This window comes from Streptomyces sp. NPDC026589, assembly GCF_040638385.1.
Taxonomy (GTDB): domain Bacteria; phylum Actinomycetota; class Actinomycetes; order Streptomycetales; family Streptomycetaceae; genus Streptomyces.
In genome coordinates this window covers 94262-112623 of the sequence record NZ_JBEZYG010000005.1, presented here as the reverse complement: position 1 = coordinate 112623, position 18362 = coordinate 94262, and the positions used below count along the sequence as shown (strand labels likewise).

At 72.9% G+C, this 18362-nt stretch carries 17 protein-coding genes and 1 pseudogene; 7 read left to right on the top strand and 11 right to left on the bottom strand.

Annotated elements, in window-relative coordinates:
- Positions 1-127: 127 nt before the first annotated feature.
- The 4 genes from AB0F29_RS10615 to AB0F29_RS10600 all read right to left on the bottom strand — a co-directional run bounded on the left by AB0F29_RS10615 (position 128) and on the right by AB0F29_RS10600 (position 4631).
- Positions 128-970, bottom strand: coding sequence for an ABC transporter ATP-binding protein (locus tag AB0F29_RS10615; protein ID WP_361869801.1), 843 nt, complete (start codon positions 968-970; stop codon positions 128-130).
- Between the two features lie 37 nt (positions 971-1007).
- Entirely contained in the window at positions 1008-2069 is a 1062-nt protein-coding gene (locus tag AB0F29_RS10610) for an iron ABC transporter permease (protein ID WP_361869799.1), read from the bottom strand.
- A gap of 38 nt (positions 2070-2107) precedes the next feature.
- Entirely contained in the window at positions 2108-3166 is a 1059-nt protein-coding gene (locus AB0F29_RS10605) for an iron ABC transporter permease (protein ID WP_361869797.1), read from the bottom strand.
- Positions 3167-3266: 100 nt separating this feature from the next.
- On the bottom strand, positions 3267-4631 hold the full coding sequence (locus AB0F29_RS10600) for a lysine N(6)-hydroxylase/L-ornithine N(5)-oxygenase family protein (protein WP_361869794.1): 1365 nt from the start codon (positions 4629-4631) through the stop codon (positions 3267-3269).
- Between the two features lie 248 nt (positions 4632-4879).
- Between AB0F29_RS10600 and AB0F29_RS10595 the strand changes: the two genes are divergently transcribed.
- A complete protein-coding gene (locus tag AB0F29_RS10595) occupies positions 4880-5827 on the top strand; it encodes a methionyl-tRNA formyltransferase (protein WP_361869792.1) in 948 nt (315 codons plus the stop codon).
- 30 nt (positions 5828-5857) lie between these two features.
- On the opposite strand, the gene AB0F29_RS10590 is transcribed toward AB0F29_RS10595, so the two are convergent.
- Positions 5858-6457, bottom strand: a complete 600-nt coding sequence (locus tag AB0F29_RS10590) for a hypothetical protein (RefSeq protein WP_361869789.1) — start codon at positions 6455-6457, stop codon at positions 5858-5860.
- 127 nt (positions 6458-6584) lie between these two features.
- Complete coding sequence (locus tag AB0F29_RS10585) at positions 6585-7115, bottom strand: MarR family winged helix-turn-helix transcriptional regulator (RefSeq protein ID WP_361869787.1); 531 nt, start codon at positions 7113-7115, stop codon at positions 6585-6587.
- A 156-nt stretch (positions 7116-7271) separates the two neighbouring features.
- Here AB0F29_RS10585 and AB0F29_RS10580 point away from each other — a divergent pair, with 156 nt between their 5' ends.
- Positions 7272-7784, top strand: coding sequence for a nitroreductase family deazaflavin-dependent oxidoreductase (locus AB0F29_RS10580; protein WP_361869785.1), 513 nt, complete (start codon positions 7272-7274; stop codon positions 7782-7784).
- 87 nt (positions 7785-7871) lie between these two features.
- The gene (locus AB0F29_RS10575) at positions 7872-8969 is read left to right on the top strand and encodes an NAD-dependent epimerase/dehydratase family protein (RefSeq protein ID WP_361869782.1); all 1098 of its coding nucleotides are present in this window, start codon (positions 7872-7874) and stop codon (positions 8967-8969) included.
- Here AB0F29_RS10575 and AB0F29_RS10570 read toward each other — a convergent pair.
- Together AB0F29_RS10570 and AB0F29_RS10565 are read right to left on the bottom strand one after the other, a co-directional pair.
- Positions 8950-9081 (bottom strand): annotated as a pseudogene (locus AB0F29_RS10570) (ATP-binding protein); the annotation flags it as partial. The gene AB0F29_RS10575 and the pseudogene AB0F29_RS10570 sit on opposite strands and share 20 nt — an antisense overlap.
- 75 nt (positions 9082-9156) lie before the next feature.
- On the bottom strand, positions 9157-9954 hold the full coding sequence (locus AB0F29_RS10565; RefSeq protein WP_361869780.1) for a response regulator transcription factor: 798 nt from the start codon (positions 9952-9954) through the stop codon (positions 9157-9159).
- A gap of 118 nt (positions 9955-10072) precedes the next feature.
- Between AB0F29_RS10565 and AB0F29_RS10560 the strand changes: the two genes are divergently transcribed.
- Genes AB0F29_RS10560 through AB0F29_RS10550 form a run of 3 tightly spaced genes read left to right on the top strand, consistent with a single transcriptional unit; the run spans position 10073 to position 12356 of the window.
- Positions 10073-10840 carry a glycosyltransferase family 2 protein gene (locus AB0F29_RS10560; protein ID WP_361869777.1) on the top strand — a complete coding sequence of 256 codons (768 nt, stop codon included), beginning with the start codon at positions 10073-10075 and terminating at the stop codon, positions 10838-10840.
- Positions 10837-11484 carry a DUF2064 domain-containing protein gene (locus tag AB0F29_RS10555; RefSeq protein ID WP_361869775.1) on the top strand — a complete coding sequence of 216 codons (648 nt, stop codon included), beginning with the start codon at positions 10837-10839 and terminating at the stop codon, positions 11482-11484. Before AB0F29_RS10560 ends, AB0F29_RS10555 begins: the two co-directional genes overlap by 4 nt.
- Positions 11481-12356, top strand: coding sequence for a class I SAM-dependent methyltransferase (locus tag AB0F29_RS10550; RefSeq protein WP_361869772.1), 876 nt, complete (start codon positions 11481-11483; stop codon positions 12354-12356). The genes AB0F29_RS10555 and AB0F29_RS10550 overlap by 4 nt, the downstream gene beginning before the upstream one ends.
- A gap of 388 nt (positions 12357-12744) precedes the next feature.
- Here the strand turns inward: AB0F29_RS10550 and AB0F29_RS10545 are convergent, their stop codons facing one another.
- Positions 12745-14016 carry a molybdopterin-dependent oxidoreductase gene (locus AB0F29_RS10545; RefSeq protein WP_361869769.1) on the bottom strand — a complete coding sequence of 424 codons (1272 nt, stop codon included), beginning with the start codon at positions 14014-14016 and terminating at the stop codon, positions 12745-12747.
- A 194-nt stretch (positions 14017-14210) separates the two neighbouring features.
- On the opposite strand from AB0F29_RS10545, the gene AB0F29_RS10540 reads away from it, so the two are divergent.
- The gene (locus AB0F29_RS10540; protein ID WP_361869766.1) at positions 14211-15644 is read left to right on the top strand and encodes a hypothetical protein; all 1434 of its coding nucleotides are present in this window, start codon (positions 14211-14213) and stop codon (positions 15642-15644) included.
- A 28-nt stretch (positions 15645-15672) separates the two neighbouring features.
- Here AB0F29_RS10540 and AB0F29_RS10535 read toward each other — a convergent pair whose 3' ends face one another.
- Entirely contained in the window at positions 15673-17334 is a 1662-nt protein-coding gene (locus AB0F29_RS10535) for an ABC transporter permease (protein WP_361869764.1), read from the bottom strand.
- On the bottom strand, positions 17331-18326 hold the full coding sequence (locus AB0F29_RS10530; protein WP_361869761.1) for an ABC transporter ATP-binding protein: 996 nt from the start codon (positions 18324-18326) through the stop codon (positions 17331-17333). Before AB0F29_RS10530 ends, AB0F29_RS10535 begins: the two co-directional genes overlap by 4 nt.
- Positions 18327-18362 lie beyond the last annotated feature (36 nt).

Genomic DNA, 18362 nt, shown 5'->3' with positions numbered 1-18362 from the left:
CCGGTACGAGGGCAGCCAGACTGTACCCCGAGCAAGTGAGGTCAGCCTAGCCTAACCGGATAACTTTCCACCGGTCACGCCGAGTTGGATCCGCCAGGTGGTCAGCGGCCCTGCGGTGCGGGCCGGTTCAGGGCCCGCGCCGGACGTGTGTGCGGCCGATCGGCACGATGAGCGGCCGATCGCCCACCGGATCGTCGATCACCTCGGCCCGCAGCCCGAACGCCTCGTGGAGCAGCTCGGCGGTGATCACGTCCCGGGGGTGTCCCTGCGCCAGGACGGCTCCCGCCCGCATGACGACGAGGTTGTCGCTGTAGCGCGTGGCCAGATTCAGGTCGTGCAGGACCATGACCACGGTGCGGCCCGACTCGTGCAGATCGTCGACCAGGTCGAGTACGTCGATCGCGTGGGCCAGGTCCAGGTAGGTGGTCGGCTCGTCCAGCAACAGCAGGTCGGTGCCCTGAGCCAGGGTCATCGATATCCACACGCGCTGGCGCTGGCCGCCGGAGAGCGAGTCGACGGGCCGGTCGGCCAGGTCCGCCACCCCGGTCATGGCCAGTGCCCGCCGCACGACGTCCGCGTCGTCCGACGACCACTGCCGCAGCCAGCTCTGGTGCGGGTGGCGTCCGCGGGCGACGAGGTCGGCGACGGTCAGCCCTTCCGGCGCCACCGGCGCCTGCGGCAGCAGTCCGAGCTTCTTCGCCACGTCCCTGGTACGGAGCCCGCCGATGTCCTCACCGTCCAGCACGACGGAGCCGCCGGCCGGTTTGAGCAGCCGGCTCAGGGTCCGCAGCAGGGTGGACTTCCCGCACCCGTTGGGGCCGATGATCGTGGTGATCACCCCCGGAGGAACGGTTACGTCGAGCTTGTCGATGACCGTACGGTCGCCGTATCCGACGGTGATGCCCCTGGCTGCCAGCCGGGGGACGTCCTCGACGCCCGCTTCGGTCCTGGCGGTGAACTGAGCGGCCACAAGCCCCCCTTGTTGAGGTCAGCCTTACTTCTACCATCTACCGGAGGTTCGCCCGTACCAACAGGTAGACGAGGAACGGTCCCCCGATCACCGCGGTGACCACCCCGACCGGCAGACCGATCGGCAGCGCCGCGCGGGCGAGTAGGTCCGAGCCGATCAGCAGCAGCGCGCCCACCAGCCCCGAGGCGATCAACGGCGGCGTGGGCCGGCGCGCCAGACGCATCGCCACCTGTGGTGCCACCAGGGCGACGAACGGCACCGGACCCGCCGCGCTCACCCCCACCGCGGCCAGCAGGACGGCACAGAGCAGCAGGACGGCCCGAACCCGCGTGAACCGTACGCCCAGCCCGGCGGCGACGTCGTCGCCGAGGTGCATGGGCTTGAACGGGAAGGCCACCGCGGCCACGACGACGACCAGGACGAGAGTGCACCAGAACGCCACCCGGACCTCGTCCCAGCTCCGGTTGTCCAGCGAGCCGATCAGCCACACCTGGGCGCGCGCCACATCCCGGATGTCGGCGGAGGCCAGCAGCCACACCGTGACGGCCTGCATCGCCGCGGTGACGGAGATGCCGATGAGGATGAGCCGGAAGCCGTCGATCCCACGTCGCCAGGCGAGGAAGTACACCAGCAGCCCCGTGCCGAGGCCGCCCAGGAGGGCCGCCGAGGACAGCCCGACCGAGCCGGCGATCGCCGCGGCGGTGCCGCCCGTCGTCGTCACCAGGAACACCGCGACGGCGCCGGCTCCGGTGGTGATCCCCAGGATGTCCGGGCTGGCGAGCGGATTGCGCGCCACGGACTGGGTGATGGCCCCGGAGAGGCCCAGGGCGATGCCCACGATGAGACCGGCCAGCGCCCGGGGCATCCGGAGGTCCATGACCACGAACGCGTCGACCTGTTCGCCCCGGCCGAAGAGGGTGGCGACGACCCGGGAGAGGCCGATGGGAAAGTCACCGACGGCGATGGAGAGGCAGAAGACCAGGAAGGCCGCCACCGCGAGCACCAGCGTGACCAGTACGAGCCAGGGACGCCAGACGAACGACACCTGGCCGAGCCGCACGCCCGACGGCATGGACGCTCGCACTTCGGTTCCGCTCATGGGCTCCTGGACTTCCCTCATGTGCTCGTGGACCCGCCTCATGCGCTTCTGAACTTTCCTCGCCACACCAGGAGCGCGAAGAACGGGGCTCCGAGGAGGGCGACGACGACGCCCGACTCCAGCTCTCCCGGCCGCACGACCAGGCGGCCCACGATGTCGCAGACCAGCAGCACGCCGGCACCGAGCAGCCCCGCGTACGGCACCAGCCAGCGGTAGTCGGGGCCGGTCAGATAGCGGGCCACATGGGCCACCATGAGCCCGAGGAAGGCGATGGGGCCACAGGCCGCCGTGGCGGCCCCCGCCAGCAGCGTGACGGCGACGATGCCGATGGTCCGGCTCACCGCGATGTTCACTCCCAGACCGCGCGCCACGTCGTCGCCCAGGGTGAGCAGGTTGAGGGCGGGCAGCGTGATCAGCGCCAGGACCAGCCCGACGGCGATGAACCCCGTCACCGGCCGGATGACGTCGAAGCCGACGCCGGCGACGGAACCCGCATTCCAGAAGCGCAGCGCGTTCAGCGACTTCTGGTCGGACAGGGCCACCGCCGTGGTCATCGCCGCGAGGAACACCGTGACGCCCTGTCCGGCCAGAGCGAGGGTCAGGGGGTTGCCCGCGCCCCTGCCGATGCTGGCCAGGCCGAAGACGACGACGCCGGCGATCCCCGCGCCCACGAAGGCGAACCAGACGTACTGGAACGGGTCGGTGAACCCGAACAGGGCGATGACCGACACCACGGCGAAGGAGGCTCCGGCGTTCACGCCCAGCAGTCCCGTATCGGCGATCGGGTTGCGCGTGTACCCCTGGATCAGCGCGCCGCCCACGCCCAGGGCCAGGCCCGCCACGATCGCGAGGACCGTGCGGGGCACGCGCACGGTCTGCACGATGAGCCGGATCTCGGTGAGCTTCTGGTCGGGCCCGGGGTCCGCGAACAGCCCGTGCCAGACCTCGGTGGGGCTCAACGCGCGCGCCCCGACGGCCAAGGACACCGCTGCCGCGATCACCAGGGCCACCGCGAGGACGCCCAGCCCGACGACCCGCCGTCGGCGGGTGTCGGTCGTCCCCCCGGGCACGGGGCGCTCCACCTCAGTCGTGAACATGTCGAGGAACGATATCCCTTTGATCGGAGTGGCCCCGCGGGGCCCACCCGGCAGGTCACCGGGCGGGCCGGAGGCCGGAACTGCCGGTGCGTCGACGGCGCTAACGCGGGGTGGCGCCGCCGGTCCCCTCCACCACGGGCCGGGACTCGTCGGAAGTGGACTTGACCCGGCGGTCGAGCAGGGAGTCCAGGATCTCGCCGACCCGTATCGCGGTGTTGGAGAGCAGCGAGGTGGTGATGCCGTGCGTGTGCTCCGTACCGCCCTGGAGGTAGATGCCGCATCGCAGGCCGGGGTCGGTCACGATCCGGTAGTCGCGCTCGACCCGTACGCGGCCGGCGTCGTCACGTGCGCAGCGCTCCGCGACCTCGCCGAGGACGCCGAGCGGGTCGGCGGGGCTGTATCCGGTGGCGAACACCACGACGTCGGCGTCCAGTTCCGACTCCTCGTCGGTCACCAGGGATTTGACGGTCGCCCTGACCCCGTCGGCGCTCTCCTCGACTCCGGTGACCCGGGAGACGTTGAGGAAGCGCAGCCGTTCGGTGCCCAGCACCTTCTCGCGGTACATCTGGCGGTAGAGGTCGTCGATCAGGTCGATGTCCACCACGGAGTAGTTGGTGTTGCCGTGGTAGGCCATCAGCCGGCTCTTGACCTCCTCGGGGGCGGCGAAGTAGTCGTCGACCGCGTCGGGGTCGAAGATCCGGTTGGCGAAGCTGCTGTCGTCGGCGGGGCTGTAGCCGTAGCGGGAGAAGACCGCGCAGACCTCGGCGTCCGGGAAACGGCGGTGCAGGTAGGCGACGTTCTCGGCGGCGCTCTGGCCGGCGCCGACGACGACGAACCTCGCGGGCGAGGGCGAGGCGTTCTCCAGGCCGTCGACCTTCCGCAGCAGGTCGGAGTTGTGCCAGACGCGTTCGCCGCGTTCCACGCCTTCCGGCATGAGGGGGCGCAGGCCGGTGCCGATGACGAGGTTGCGGGCCCGGTGGACAGTCAGTCCCTCTTTGGACCGGACGGTCACGTCGAGGTACTCCACGGTCCCGTCGTGCACGAACGGTGTGACGGCGACGACCTTGTGGCCGTAGGAGACCAGGTCGTCGACCTTGGCCGCGGCCCACTCGAAGTAGTCGTGGAACTCCACCCGCAGGGGGAAGAGGTTCTTGTGGTTGATGAAGTCGATCAGCCGGCCCTTGCTCTGCAGGTAGCAGAGGAAGCTGAATTCGCTGGCCGGGTTCCGGAGCGTCACCAGGTCCTTGAGGAAGGACACCTGCATGGTGGCGTCGTCGATGAGCATGCCGCGGTGCCAGCCGAAGCTCGACTGCTGCTCGAAGAAGTGGGCGGTGACCGAATCCTGCCTGCCGACCTTGCTGTTGTGCTCGCTGAGCGCGATCGCCATGGCCACATTCGACGGGCCGAAGCCGATGCCGATGAGGTCGTGGACCAGTGGTGTGTCGCCAGGAAGAACCTGTGACATGTCACTCCCATTCGTCTGGGAAAATCGCCTGTCAGGCGTGGGGGTTGGTGGCGAAAGGCGGGCAGGCCGACGGAACCGCCCACTTCGACTTAGGTGAGCCTAAGCTGACCGGCAGGCCTTGTCGATAGCGCGACCGGGGCGACAGTTTGCTGACGATCCGTCATCCACGGTTCACATCACGGCCTGTTGCCGACTCAGGTGAGGCTTGCTTTACTTGCCCGGCCCATCCCTGCCCCGAGGAGGAACCCATGCGGGTCGTCATGTTCGGTTACCAGACCTGGGGGCACCGCACCCTGCAGGCCCTCCTCGAATCCGAGCACACGGTGGTGCTGGTCGTGACGCACCCCAGGAGCGAGCACGCGTACGAGAAGATCTGGAGCGACTCCGTCGCCGATCTCGCCGAGGAGCACGGGGTCCCCGTCCTTATCCGCGAACGCCCCGACGACGAGGAGCTGTTCGAGCGCCTCAAGGAGGCGGACGCGGACATCATCGTGGCCAACAACTGGCGGACCTGGATACCGCCGCGCATCTTCGGGCTCCCCCGCCACGGCACGCTGAACGTCCACGACTCGCTGCTGCCGAAGTACGCCGGATTCTCGCCGCTGATCTGGGCGCTGATCAACGGCGAGAGCGAAGTCGGCGTCACCGCGCACCTGATGGACGACGAACTCGACGCCGGCGACATCGTCCGCCAGGAGGCGATAACGGTCGGCCCGACGGACACCGCCACCGACCTCTTCCACCGCACCGTCGACCTCATCGCCCCGGTCACCATCGGCGCACTCGCCCTCATCGCCTCCGGACAGACCGAGTTCACCCCGCAGGACCGGTCGAAGGCGACCTTCTTCCACAAGCGGGCCGCCGAGGACATCCGTATCGACTGGAGCTGGCCCGCCGAGGATCTCGAACGTCTGATCCGCGCCCAGTCCGCCCCTTACCCCAGCGCCTTCACCTTCCACCGGGGCCGGCGGCTGGAAGTCCTCTCCGCCGTCGTGTCCCAGAACCGCTACGGCGGCACGCCCGGCCGGGTGTTCTACCGGGAGGGCGAAGGCGTGGTGATCGTCGCCGGGGCCGACGCCCGCACCGGCCGCAACCACGGCCTCGCGATCACGCGCGTACGGACCGAGGACGGCCGCGAGCTGCCCGCGGCCGAGTACTTCACCTCGATGGGCGGCTACCTCACCGGCCGTCCCTGATCCGGCGGGCGGCCGCCGCCCGGCGCCCGCTCAGCGGGCCGGGTCGGCGCCCGGGGCCGTCGAGGCATCGATGCGGACCAGCCGATATCCCTTGAGCTCCGCCCTCTTCTTCCGGCCCGGCGACATGGTCCGGCGGCGCGCGCTCTGCGCGGCGCCGAAGAGCGCGCCGAGCCGGAGGTTGCCTCGCCTCAGGCGATAGAAGGCATCCCGCTTCGCCCCCACCAGAGCACCCACCGCGACGAACGGCACGCCGTCCAGAATGGCGTCCAGTGCCACCCTGAGCACAGCCGGGTTGGTGGCGACGTCCGGTACCACGTCATGCACATGCGCCAGGGACCTGGCCGCCGACAGGGCGGCGTCGAAGACCGGGTCCTCGGCCCGCCAGGACGCGAGCAGACGCTCGGAGATTCCCGCGGCGGAAGCACAGCCTTCGGCTCCGAGCCCCATGGCCGCCGCCCGGACCGCCTCGGCCCGCCGTTGCGCCTTCTCCTCCTTCAGGGACATGGCCGGCCGCAGGGCCTCCGCCAGAGCGCGCTCCGCGGCCCTCGCGGCGCCCAGCCCGGCCACCACGGCCTCGGCCCAGGCATCGGGCCGCTCACCCGCCATGTCGCCCACCGGCCGCTCGCTCAAGGGAACGCTCCTCTCTCACGACATGATTGTTCAAGATGCAACCATATGCGTGATGTCCCTGGCGAGCGCGTCCAGGAGGACCGCCCGCCCGCGGAGCCTGGCGCCGGCGGACGTCCCGGCCGGCTGGTCAGCCCGCCGGCGTCGCGTCGCCCCAGCCCAGGGGGTGCGGTCCGGCGCCTCCGTCCGGCAGCGGCGCCGGCGGCTCGCCGCCCGCCCGGTTGAAGTCGGTGAGCGCTTCGATGAGCGCCGTCCGCTGGCGCGGAGCCAGGCGCTCGACGATCGACGCGATCTCCTGACGTCGACGCGCGGTGACGTTCCCGACCGTGCGACGGCCCTCCTCCGTGAGCCGGAGCAGCGTCTCCCGGCGGTTGTCCGGGTTGGCCTGCCGGTCCGCGAGGCCCGCCGCGATCAGCCGGTCGACCATGCGCATCGCCGTCGACGGCGCCACACCCAGCAACTCCGCCAGGGCCACGAGCTTGGTGTCCCCCCGCGAGGACAGCACCACCAGCATCCGGAACTGCGGCAGCGTCACCCGCTCCTCGACGTCCGCCAGCGAGCGCGCCGACACCGCGACCAGCAACCTGGATGCCGTCAGCACCGCCCCGGTCACGGCGTCCACATCGTCCATGCGCTCCGCAGGAGCCGGGTTCCTGGCCATGGCACCTTTCTACCCTGCTCCCGGCAGGGCGTGCCCCGCCCCCTCGGTCTTCCACGTCTCCTGGATTTAGACTGTGCAAAGATTGCACAGGCTAAGAGTCGAGCCGGGGCCCGCTGTGCCGCCGACTCCCGTTTCGCGTCCAGAGGAGGCGTTGTGATGCCGCCACGACATAACACCGGCCCCCGCCGTCCACCCCTGCCGCGCGGCTGGCGGCGACGCCTCGCCCGCCTGCCCATCGCCTTCTACCGCGTGGGCCTCGGCCCGGTCTTCGGCCGGCGCCTGCTGCTCCTGCACCACACCGGCCGGAACAGCGGCCTGGACCGACGGGTGGCCCTGGAGGTCGTCGCGCACGACCGCGGGGAGGGGACCTGGTTTCTGGCCTCCGGTTTCGGCCCCGAGGCCGCCTGGTACCGCAACCTGCGCGCCTCGCCGAAGACCACGATCCAGGTCGGCAACCGCCACTACGCCGTCACCGCCCATTTCCCCAGCGCGGACGAGGGCGGCGAGATCATGGCCCGCTACGCCCCCGCCCACCCCCGCACCGCCCGCCGGCTGTGCGCCTTCATGGGGCTCGACGTCGCCGACGGCAGTAAGGACGCCTACCGGCGGGCGGGCCGCGCCATCCCCTTCGTGCGTCTCGACGCGGCCCCCGGCCAGCGGGTGCGCTGACCGGGACGTCGGACAGGTCCTTACGGATCCGTGACGGGTGCGCGCCGCGCCCGGCCCGAGCCCTCACCGGGCCCTAGCGTGGCCGTCATGCGCGTACTGGTCACCGGCGGAGCCGGGTTCATCGGGTCACATGTCGTCGCCGCACTCGCCGCGGCCGGGCACGAGAGCGTGGTGCTGGACGCCCTGCTGCCCTCGGCCCATGCCGGCGGCACGCCTCCGGAGCCGCCGGGCGACCGCGTGGTCGTCGGGGACGTCCGGGACCGGGGGGCGGTGGGGGACGCGCTGGCCGGGGTGGACGCCGTGTGCCACCAGGCTGCCATGGTCGGCCTCGGCAAGGACTTCGCGGACGCCCCGCTGTACGTGGGGTGCAACGACCTCGGTACGGCGGTGCTGCTGGCGGAGATGGCCGCTGCCGGGGTCCGGGACCTGGTGCTGGCCGGGTCGATGGTGGTCTACGGCGAGGGCCGCTACGCCTGCCCCCGGCACGGCACGGTCCGCCCCGGACCGCGCGCGGAGCCCGATCTGCGGGCGGGGAACTTCGAGCCGCGCTGCCCGGACTGCGGGGCGGAGCTGACGCCCGGTCTGGTGGCCGAGGACGCGCCCGCGGACCCGCGCAACGTGTACGCGTCGACCAAGCTGGCCCAGGAGCACCTCGCCGCCGCGTGGGCACGGGCGACGGGCGGCCGGGCGGTGTCGCTGCGCTACCACAACGTGTACGGGCCGGGCATGCCGCGCGACACCCCGTACGCCGGCGTCGCCTCGTTCTTCCGCTCGGCCCTGGCACGCGGCGAGGCCCCCCGGGTCTACGAGGACGGGGGCCAGCGGCGCGACTTCGTCCACGTCCATGACGTGGCGGCGGCGAACACGGTGGCCCTGGAGGCCGTACGGGAGCGGCGGCCCGCGTCCTTCGCCGCGTACAACACCGGCAGCGGCGACCCGCACACCATCGGGGAGATGGCCGCCGCACTGGCCGGCGCGCACGGCGGGCCGGACCCGGTGGTGACCGGGGAGTACCGCCTCGGGGACGTCCGCCATGTCACGGCGGACTCGCGGGCGCTGCGCGAGGAGCTGGGCTGGCGGCCCCGGGTCTCCTTCGCCGAGGGGATGCGGGACTTCGCGGCGGCCCCGCTGCGTGGTTCGGCGGGCAGTGGGCAGGAGAGCGCCGTCACGCTGTCGGGAGCGTGACGGAGAAGCAGCAGCCGCCCTGTACGTTGCGCACCTCGGCGCGCCCGGGGTGCGCCTCGACGATGCCGCGCACGATGGCGAAACCGAGGCCCGCCCCGGCGGGCGGGGTGCGCAGGACGCCCGCGCCGAGGAGTACGGCGGCCGCCGCGCCGAGGAAGGCGAAGAGCGCGATGCCGCAGGACGTCCTTCACCGCGAACGGCCCCCGGTCGGCGGCGCGGGGGCGGTGGCCGCGTCCTCCTCCGTACGGTCCGCTTCGGCGTCCAGGCGGTAGCCCACGCCCCACACGGTGCGGATCAGCCGGGGGCGGGCGGGATCCGCCTCGACCTTGCCGCGCAGCCTGCGGATGTGGACGGTGACCGTCGACAGGTCGCCGAAGTCCCACCCCCAGACCTCCCGCATCAGCTCCTCCCGTCCGAACGCCTTCCCGGGGTGCCGGAGGAGGAAGGCGAGCAGGTCGAACTCCCGCAGCGTCAGGGCCAGTCCGCGGCCGTCGCGGTAGGCCTGCCGGGCGGCCGGGTCGAGGCTCAGCCCGCCCGCGGACAGCGGACCGACCCCGTCCGCCGGTACGGCGGCCCGGGCGCGGCGCAGCACGGAGTCGACCCGCAGGACGAGTTCGCGCGGGCTGAACGGCTTGGTGACGTAGTCGTCGGCTCCGGTCTCCAGTCCGAGGACGCGGTCCTCCTCGTCACCGCGGGCGGTAAGCATGATGACGGGGACCGGGCCGTGCTCGCGCATCCGGCGGCAGACCTCGAACCCGTCCATGGCGGGGAGCATCAGGTCCAGGACGACGAGGTCGGGCCGGTGCGCCGCGAACCGTGCCAGCGCGGCGGGGCCGTCGCCGGCCTGCTCGACGGTGTAGCCGGTGCGGTGCAGATAGCCGACGACGACCTCGGCGACGGTGGGGTCGTCGTCCACGACGAGGACCCGGCCGCGCGCCCCCTGCGGGACAGACGCCGGATGCCGGACGGGCGGGGTGTTCTCCATGGCCTCCACTGTGGCACCTCGGCCCCGGGACACCCGGGGCCGAACACCCCCATCCGGCCGATGTCCATGTTTCGTAAGAACCTGATGCCCTGAATGCCGGAGTTGTCTCCGTAGGGTGATGCGGGTGACCGATTCTTCTGCCGCTCTTCCCCTTCCGCCCGCCCCGCACACCGGCCTCCCCAGGGCCGACGTCGTGCTGCCCTGCCTCGACGAGGCGGCCGCGCTGCCCTGGGTGCTCGATCGCGTCCCCGACGGCTGGCGCGCGATCGTGGTCGACAACGGCTCGACCGACGGTTCGGCCGAGCTCGCCCGCTCCCTCGGCGCGCACGTCGTCACGGAGGAACGGCGCGGGTTCGGCGCTGCCTGCCACGCCGGGCTGCTCGCCGCCGAGGCCGAGTTCGTCTGCTTCTGCGACTGCGACGGCTCGCTGGACCCCGCGCTGCTGACCGGCTTCGTGCGGCGGATCGCGGACGGCGAGTGCGATCTGCTGCTCGGCCGCCGTCGCCCCGAGGGCCGGGGCGCCTGGCCGCCGCACGCGCGCGCCGGCAATCTGGCACTGGCCCGGATGCTGCGCCGCCGCACAGGTCTGCGCCTGCACGATCTCGGCCCGCTGCGGGCGGCCCGCCGGAGCGATCTGCTCGCCCTGGACCTCACCGACCGGCGCAGCGGCTATCCGCTCCAGATGGTGGTCCGGGCCTCGGACGCCGGGCTGCGGGTCGCCGAGAGCGACGTCCCCTACCGGCCGCGCACCGGGAAGTCGAAGGTGACCGGCACCTGGCGCGGGACCTGGCAGGCGGTGCGCGACATGCGGGGCGTGCTGCGGGAGCCACCGGCGGACCGGGCACCGGACCGGGCCGGGCGCGCGGGGGCGGAGGCCGTTCGATGAGCGCGTACGGGCCCACGGAGCTCCTGGTCATCGCCAAGGAGCCGGTGGCGGGGCGGGTCAAGACCCGGCTCTGCCCGCCCTTCTCCCCCGCCGAGGCCGCCGAGCTCGCCGCCGCGGCCCTCGCGGACACCCTGGACGCCGTGCTCGCCCTGCCCGCCCGGCGGCGCGTGCTGGTCCTCGACGGGCGGCCGGGCCCCTGGGTGCCCCGGGGCTTCGAGGTGGTGCCGCAGAGCGCGGGCGGTCTCGACGAGCGTCTCGCCGCGGCCTTCGGCGGGTGTACGGGGCCGGCCCTCCTGGTCGGCATGGACACCCCGCAGATCACGTCCGACCTGCTCGCCCCCGCTCTCGCCCCGGCCGCCTGGGACGGCGCCGGGGCCTGGTTCGGTCCGGCCGAGGACGGCGGCTTCTGGGCCCTGGGCCTGGCCGATCCCGATCCGGCCCTGTTGCGCGGGGTGCCGATGTCCGTCCCGGAAACGGGTGCGGTGCAGCGGCGCAGACTGGTGGAGGCGGGGCTCGCCGTGTGCGATCTGCCGGTACTGGTCGACGTGGACACCGCGGCCGACGCCCACCGGGTCGCGTCGGCGGCGCCGGGCGGCCGGTTCGCCGCGGCGCTCGGCCGGCTCACCGGGGCGGGGGTGCGATGAGTACGACCGTGCCCTCGTCCGGGCTCGCCGCACCGGCCCCGGCCGACCGCGTCGAGGCCCCGGACGCCCACGGAACGGCCGTCGGCTCCACGGACGCCCCCGGGGCCGCGCCGATCCGCACCGCTCCGTGGGGCGCCGACCCGTACGCCAACGCCTTGCGCACCGGCCGCGGTCCGTTGTTCCTGCGCCGCAACGACGGCTGGCTGCTGCCGCTGGACGTGGAGCGCTGGTGCTCCGACGCGGGCTCCGCCGACCTGTCCGCGCTGCACCGGTGCGAGGGGCCGGTGCTGGACATCGGCTGCGGGCCGGGGCGGCTGGTGGCGGAGCTGGCCTCGCTCGGGCACCGGGCGCTGGGCATCGACGTCAGCGAGGCGGCGGTGGCCCGTACGCGCGGGCTCGGCGGCGCCGCTCTGCTCCGCAGCGTGTTCGACCCGTTGCCCGGGGAGGGCCGTTGGGGCACCCTTCTGCTCCTCGACGGCAACATCGGCATCGGGGGCGATCCGGCCGCCCTGCTGGGCCGGGCGGCCGATCTGCTCGGCGTCGGCGGGCTCCTGATCGCCGAGACCGCCCCCGTCGACGTGGACGAACGGGTCCGGGTCCGTCTCGACGACGGCCGGGACGGACCGGACGGAAGGACCGCCCACGCCTCCGCGCGCGACGCCGAGCCGTTCCCGTGGGCGCGGATCGGCACGCCGGCCCTGCTGCGGCACGCCCGCGCGGGCGGCTGGCTCACGGCCGGTCAGTGGGGCGCGGAGGGGCGGACCTTCGTCTCGCTGCGCCGGCCCGTACGGGAGCGGACCGCCCGGACCAGCAGCCAGAGCGCGGAGAGCGCGAACAGCGCGCCGGTGATCAGCAGCCAGTTGCCGAAGTAGACGTCCGGGGAGGTGCCGGCGGCGGCCTCGTACCGCTGTTCGGTGCGCCGGGCGATCAGCGGGAACCAGATCAGCAGGAGCAGCCCGGAGAGGAACGCCGGCACCCGGACGAAGTTCACCAGGGCCGGCCGGGGGCCGAGCGCGGCGCGCAGCGCCCGGTCGGCCCCCGCGTACACCGGCAGCAGCACCAGGTCGTGCAGGACGGCCGACCCCGCGAACCAGAGCAGCACGCCGACGGTGTCCCCGTCCAGCAGCCGTACGCCCGCGTAGCCGGCCAGGCAGAACGTGACGGCGAGCAGCAGCAGGTGGAACGGGCCCTCGCCGTAGAGGCGGCGCGGCGAGAAGCGCGGGCGGCGGGCGGAGGCGGGCGGTACGGCTCGGGTGGACATCACAGCTCTCCGAACGTCAGGGTCTCGACCCACTTGGTGTTCAGCACCCCGGGCGCGGCGGGGACGATGATCCGGGCCGGGTAGCCGTGGTCGGGCGACAGCGGTGCGCCGTTCACCTCCAGCGCCAGCAGCGAGCGGCCGTCGCGGACCTGGTTGTCGCGGAGCGCGGCCTTGCGGAACGAGCCGCCGCGCTGGAGCGACTCGACGAACACGCCCGGCGGCCGGTCCGGGTATCCGGCGAGCGCCGCCAGGTCGGAGAGCCGCACTCCGCGCCACCGCTGGTCCGAGGTCGACCAGCCCTCCACGCAGGCGATCGGGAGCGCGGCGCCGTGCTGTTCCATGGCCAGCAGTTCGGCCCGGGAGAAGCGGAACTCCCCGGCCGGCCCCCGTACCGTCAGCCGCCAGCGCTCACCGGTGTCGGCGGGCCTGATCCGTACGGCGGCGGCGGTCTTGTTGATCTGGAAGGCGTTCGGGCCGGGCCCCGGGTCGGTGCCGCCGCGCGGGGTGAGGAGCGCGATGCGGCGCAGCGGCCCGTCGAAGCTGCGACCGGCCGAGGTGACCAGCAGAAGGAGCGAACCGGCCCCCACGAGGGCCAGCGCGCCACGCCGGGACAGGGTGGCGGGCAGCGGGTCGGGGGCGGCGAGGATGTCGGGTTCGCCGCGCGGGATGCCGCCTCGCAACACCCGTACGGCCTGGGGCGTCTTGAGCACCACATGGGTGACGAACCCGGCGAGGAAGACCCAGGCCCCGTAGAAGTGCAGGGTGTAGAACGACCCGGGGAAGAGGTAGTCCAGCTGGATGTTGAGCAGTCCGGTGAGGAACTCGAACAGCGCCCCGCCCACGAGCAGCAGCAGCGAGATCCGCTCCAGGGCGTGGCCCACGGAGCGGGCGGGCGGCAGCGCGAAGAGCCGCGGGACCACGGACCAGAGTTTGGCGAGCAGGACGGGGACGAGCACGATGCCGACGGTGACGTGCAGGCCCTGGGTCAGCCGGTAGAGCCAGTGCGGGCCGGTCGGCCAGGAGAACAGGTAGAAGCCGAGCCACCCCTTGCCCGGGGTCTTGTCGTTGACCCGGTTCAGGTCGGGGTTGTAGGCCGCGTAGGAGAGCAGACCCGTGACGAACAGCAGGGTGAGTCCGGCGAGCAGGATGACGCCGAGCACGGCGGTGAAGCGCACTCCGCGCACGGGGCTGCGCCAGAATGCCGGGTCGGCAGGGGTGCGCGGGGCGCGGAGGGAGTCGGGGAGGGAACGGATGCGACGGCGTTCGGGCATGACGCCGACGCTAGGCGGGGATCGGCGTCGACGGGCGGACGCGACTCCTGACGGAATTCTGACGTCGCGCCGGAAGGACGGGGAAACGGGCATCGCCGCAACAGGCATCGCCGCCCGAAGAGTGAATCTGACGGTTCGGTGACGCGGCCCTGCCGTACCGCCCGATCCCGCCCCGGTGTGCATAGCGTGCCAGCGTGAAGACCGAGAACGCCACCCACACGGACACCGCCGGCGGCACGGGGCACGGCCCGCCCGCACCACCGGACCACGACCGCGCCCGGCGCGCGGCCCGGGCCGACCTGGTCGCCGCCGCGGCGGGCGTGCTGCTGGTCACGGCCGCCGCGGTCGTCGGCCATGTCATCCAGAACCGGGACGGGAGTCTGCGCGCCCAGTGGCCGCCGCTGCTGGCCTCCTGGGACCCGCACCTGGGGCCGGGCACGCCGGCCGCTCTGATCATGGCGGTCCTCGTGGTCGTCCACGGCCCGACGCTCGCCGCCCGGCTGCCGTGGCGGGGGCTGCTGGCCGCGGCCTGGGCCGGGTCGATGGCCTGGGTCTTCTCGCTGGCACTGATCGACGGCTGGTACCGGGGCGTCGCGAAACGGCTCACCACGAAGCACGAGTACCTGCGGGTCATCGACCGCTTCGAGGACATTCCCGCCACCCTGCGGGACTTCACGAACCACATCGTGATCGGCGAACCGGGCAACTGGCCCGCACATATCGCCGGGCACCCGCCGGGCGCGACGCTGACCTTCGTGTGGCTGGACCGCATCGGTCTCGGTGGCGGCGCCTGGGCGGCCGTCTTCTGCGTCGTGGTGGGCACCTCGGGGGTGCTGGCCGCCCTGATCACCGTGCGGGTGCTGGCCGAGGAGCGCCTGGCCCGGCGCGCCGCGCCCTTCCTCGTCCTCGCCCCGGCCGCCGTCTGGGCGGGCGTCTCCGCCGACGGCTACTTCACGGCCGTGGCCGCCTGGTCGGTGGCGCTGCTCGCGCTGGCCGCCACCCGCCGGGCCCGCTTCCCGGCCGTCGCGGCGGTCGGCGGGGGTCTGCTGTTCGGGTGGACCTGCTACCTCAGTTACGGGCTGGGGCTGATGGCGGCCGTCCTGCTGGCGGTGCTGGTGCTCACCCGGACCGCCCGCCCGGTGCCGTTGTTCCTGCTCGGCGCCCTCGTGGTCCCGGCGGCCTTCACGCTCGCCGGGTTCAACTGGTGGACCGCCTACCACCTGTTGGTCGAGCGCTACTACCAGGGCGCGGGCGGCGTCCGCCCGTACGGCTACTGGGTCTGGGCCAACCTGGCCTGCGCGACCCTGGCGGCCGGGCTCGCCGCCGTCGTCGGGCTGCGCCGGAGCGCGGCGGCCGCGCCCGACGCCGTACGGGCACTGCGGGGCGGCTCCGCGGCGGCCTCCCCGGAAGCGAGGCTCGCGCTGCTCGTCCTGGCGGCGCTGGCGGCGCTGCTCGCCGCCGACCTCTCCGGCATGAGCAAGGCGGAGACCGAGCGCATCTGGCAGCCGTTCCTGCTGTGGCTGCTGCCGGCGACGGCGCTGCTCCCCCGCCGGAGTGTGCGGTGGTGGCTGGCCGCGTCGGCGATTCCGGCTCTGCTGATCAACCACCTGCTGTGGACCGGATGGTGATGAGACGACAGCACGGCATTCGTGAGCGTCACTTGGTCTCCAGGTCCCGGCGACGGAAGCCCGTCAGCCCCAGCAGGATCAGTCCGGCGGCGACGGCGGTCAGGGCGAGCAGCGGGGTCCAGTCCATTCCGGCGGCCGGGAGTCGCGGCACATGGCCGAAGGGAGACAGGTTCTCCATCCAGTCCGGGAGTTGGAGGATCGGCCCCAGGTACCCGACGAGGAACGCGTACACGGGCACGATCCACGCCACCGCTCCCGCACGCGGGAACCAGCCGAAGAGCAGGACGGCCACGCCGACGGTCACCCAGAGGGCGGGGGCGTAAGCGGCGGCCGCTCCGACCAGGGCGAGGACCAGGCCGCCGTCCCCCGCCGACGCCGCGCCCGAGAGGCCGAAGCACAGCCCGGCGAGGACCAGCAGCGCCGTGCCGCCGGCCAGGGCGACGGCGACATGGCTTCCGAGCCAGCGGTTCCGGGAGAGGCCGGTGGCCAGGAGCGGTTCGGCGCGGCCGGCGCTCTCCTCGGCGCGCGGTCGCAACGCGGCCATCACCACGTACACGGCGGCGACCACCGCGACGACCACCATCACCATGGACGCGAACGACTCGGCCACGGTGGCGCCGCCGATCTTCGCCAGCGCCTCCTGGACCTGTGCGATGTCCTTCACCATGTCGGCCGCCTCGCCGAGGATCGAGCCGTACATGACGCCCATCAGGCACAGCCCGGCGCCGAAGCCCAGCAGGGTCGCCCGGTGCAGCCGCAGGGCGAAGCCGAAGGGCCGGGTGAGGGCGTCGGACGCCGTACGCCGGCCGAGCCGCGCGGCGCGCAGGCCCGCGCCGACATCGCGTCGGGTACTCAGGACGAATCCGTACGCCGCGGTCAGCGCGGCGAGGGCGAGGCAGAGCGCCAACGGCCACCACCGGTCGTCGACGAAGACGTAGGTGCGCTGGATCCAGCCGATCGGGCTCAGCCAGGACAGGGCGTCGTTGCCCACGTCGCCGGAGGCCCGCAGCACGTAGGCGGCGCCGATCGCCGCGAGCGCCATGCCCGAGGCGCCCCGGGTGTGCGCCGTGATCTGTGCGGTGACCGCGGCGATCCCGGCGAAGACGAGCCCGATCGCGGCATGGGTGAGGCCGTACAGCAGCGCCCCGCCGGCGCCGATTCCGTCGACGCCCGACGCGGTGAGGCCCAGAGCCAGCAGCAGGGCGAGCGCGAGGTTGGCCACGACGGCGAGCACCAGTGCGGAGGCGAGGTGAGCGTGGTGCCCGACGACAGTGGAGCGGACCAGTTCGGCGCGGCCGGTCTCCTCCTCGTCGCGGGTGTGGCGGGTGACGATCAGGATGCTCATCAGCCCCACCAGAACGGCCATGAAGCCGAGCATCTGGTGACCGAGCATCGCTCCGGCGGTGTAGTCGGAGAGATAGTGACGAGGGCCGGTCATGGCGAGCGCGGCCGGGCTGTCCATGGAGCCGACGGCCGCGGCGCGTTCTTCGGGAGTGGAGTACAGCGTCTTGTACTGGGCCGCCGTGGTCAGCGTGCCCAGGGTGAGGGCGAGCAGCCATACGGACATGCGGACGCGGTCACGGCGCAGTCCGAACCGGACCAGGGTCCCGGTACCGGTGAAGGCAACGGAGGCGGTCTTGGTGGGCGCGGGCCTTCCGGAGGCGTCGAGCGGCGCGACGGTGCTGGTCATCGGGGAACGCCGCCCTTCCCGCCGGTGGAGGTGGAGGGGGTCCCGTCGGAGTGCGTCGGCGCGTCGGAGGACGCGGGGTAGCCGTTGCCCGTATGGCCGTTGGACGCGAGTTCGTCGCCGTAGTGGCGCAGCATCAGCTCTTCGAGCGTCGGCGGGTGGCTGGTCAGGCTCCGGATGCCGAACTCTCCGAGCCTGCGGAGCGCGGCGTCGAGGTGCGCTCCGTCCACGGCGAAGTTCACTCTCCGGTCCAGCACTTCCAGTCCGTGCACACCGGGCAGGGCGTCGAGTCCGGTGGCCGGGCGCTCGGTCTCGGCCTCGACGGTCGTACGCGTGAGGTGGCGCATCTCGCCGAGCGTGCCCGACTGCACGGTGCGGCCCCGGCGGACGATGCTGACGCGGTCGCAGAGCTTCTCCACCTGGGCCAGGATGTGGCTGGAGAGCAGCACGGTCTTCCCCGCCGCCTTGGCCTGAAGGATGACGTCCTGGAAGACGACCTCCATCAGGGGGTCGAGGCCCGCCGTGGGCTCGTCGAGGAGGAGCAGTTCGGCGTCGGAGGCGAGCGCGGCGACGATGGCGACCTTCTGCCGGTTGCCCTTGGAGTAGGCGCGGCCCTTCTTGACCGGATCGAGGTCGAACCGTTCGATGAGTTCGTCGCGCCTGCGCCGGTCGAGGCCGCCGCGCAACTTCGCCAGCAGGTCGATGGCCTCTCCTCCGGTGAGGCCCGGCCACAGCTCCACGTCCCCGGGGACGTAGGCGAGCCGCCGGTGCAGCTCGACCGCGTCCTTCCACGGGTCCTTGCCGAGGAGTTGGGCCCCGCCGGAGTCGGCGCGCAGCAGCCCCAGCAGGATGCGGATCGTCGTGGACTTGCCGGCCCCGTTGGGTCCGAGGAAGCCGTGGACCTCACCCGCTTCGACGGCGAGGTCGAGGCCCGTGAGGGCGTGCGTCCGACCGAACGACTTGTGCAGTCCGGCGACGGTGATCGCCTTCTTCATATTCCGAAAGTACGCTTCTTTCAGAAGAGTGTGAAG

What these genes read in the sequence shown, in the direction of transcription:
- AB0F29_RS10595 (WP_361869792.1), top strand. Translation starts at nt 4,880, where the DNA reads ATGCGGGTCGTCATGTTCGGTTACCAGACCTGGGGGCACCGCACCCTG.
- AB0F29_RS10530 (WP_361869761.1), bottom strand. Translation starts at nt 18,326, where the DNA reads ATGAAGAAGGCGATCACCGTCGCCGGACTGCACAAGTCGTTCGGTCGG.
- AB0F29_RS10555 (WP_361869775.1), top strand. Translation starts at nt 10,837, where the DNA reads ATGAGCGCGTACGGGCCCACGGAGCTCCTGGTCATCGCCAAGGAGCCG.
- AB0F29_RS10560 (WP_361869777.1), top strand. Translation starts at nt 10,073, where the DNA reads ATGCGGGTGACCGATTCTTCTGCCGCTCTTCCCCTTCCGCCCGCCCCG.
- AB0F29_RS10565 (WP_361869780.1), bottom strand. Translation starts at nt 9,954, where the DNA reads ATGGAGAACACCCCGCCCGTCCGGCATCCGGCGTCTGTCCCGCAGGGG.
- AB0F29_RS10585 (WP_361869787.1), bottom strand. Translation starts at nt 7,115, where the DNA reads ATGGCCAGGAACCCGGCTCCTGCGGAGCGCATGGACGATGTGGACGCC.
- AB0F29_RS10535 (WP_361869764.1), bottom strand. Translation starts at nt 17,334, where the DNA reads ATGACCAGCACCGTCGCGCCGCTCGACGCCTCCGGAAGGCCCGCGCCC.
- AB0F29_RS10550 (WP_361869772.1), top strand. Translation starts at nt 11,481, where the DNA reads ATGAGTACGACCGTGCCCTCGTCCGGGCTCGCCGCACCGGCCCCGGCC.
- AB0F29_RS10610 (WP_361869799.1), bottom strand. Translation starts at nt 2,069, where the DNA reads ATGAGCGGAACCGAAGTGCGAGCGTCCATGCCGTCGGGCGTGCGGCTC.
- AB0F29_RS10580 (WP_361869785.1), top strand. Translation starts at nt 7,272, where the DNA reads ATGCCGCCACGACATAACACCGGCCCCCGCCGTCCACCCCTGCCGCGC.
- AB0F29_RS10600 (WP_361869794.1), bottom strand. Translation starts at nt 4,631, where the DNA reads ATGTCACAGGTTCTTCCTGGCGACACACCACTGGTCCACGACCTCATC.
- AB0F29_RS10545 (WP_361869769.1), bottom strand. Translation starts at nt 14,016, where the DNA reads ATGCCCGAACGCCGTCGCATCCGTTCCCTCCCCGACTCCCTCCGCGCC.
- AB0F29_RS10605 (WP_361869797.1), bottom strand. Translation starts at nt 3,166, where the DNA reads ATGTTCACGACTGAGGTGGAGCGCCCCGTGCCCGGGGGGACGACCGAC.
- AB0F29_RS10575 (WP_361869782.1), top strand. Translation starts at nt 7,872, where the DNA reads ATGCGCGTACTGGTCACCGGCGGAGCCGGGTTCATCGGGTCACATGTC.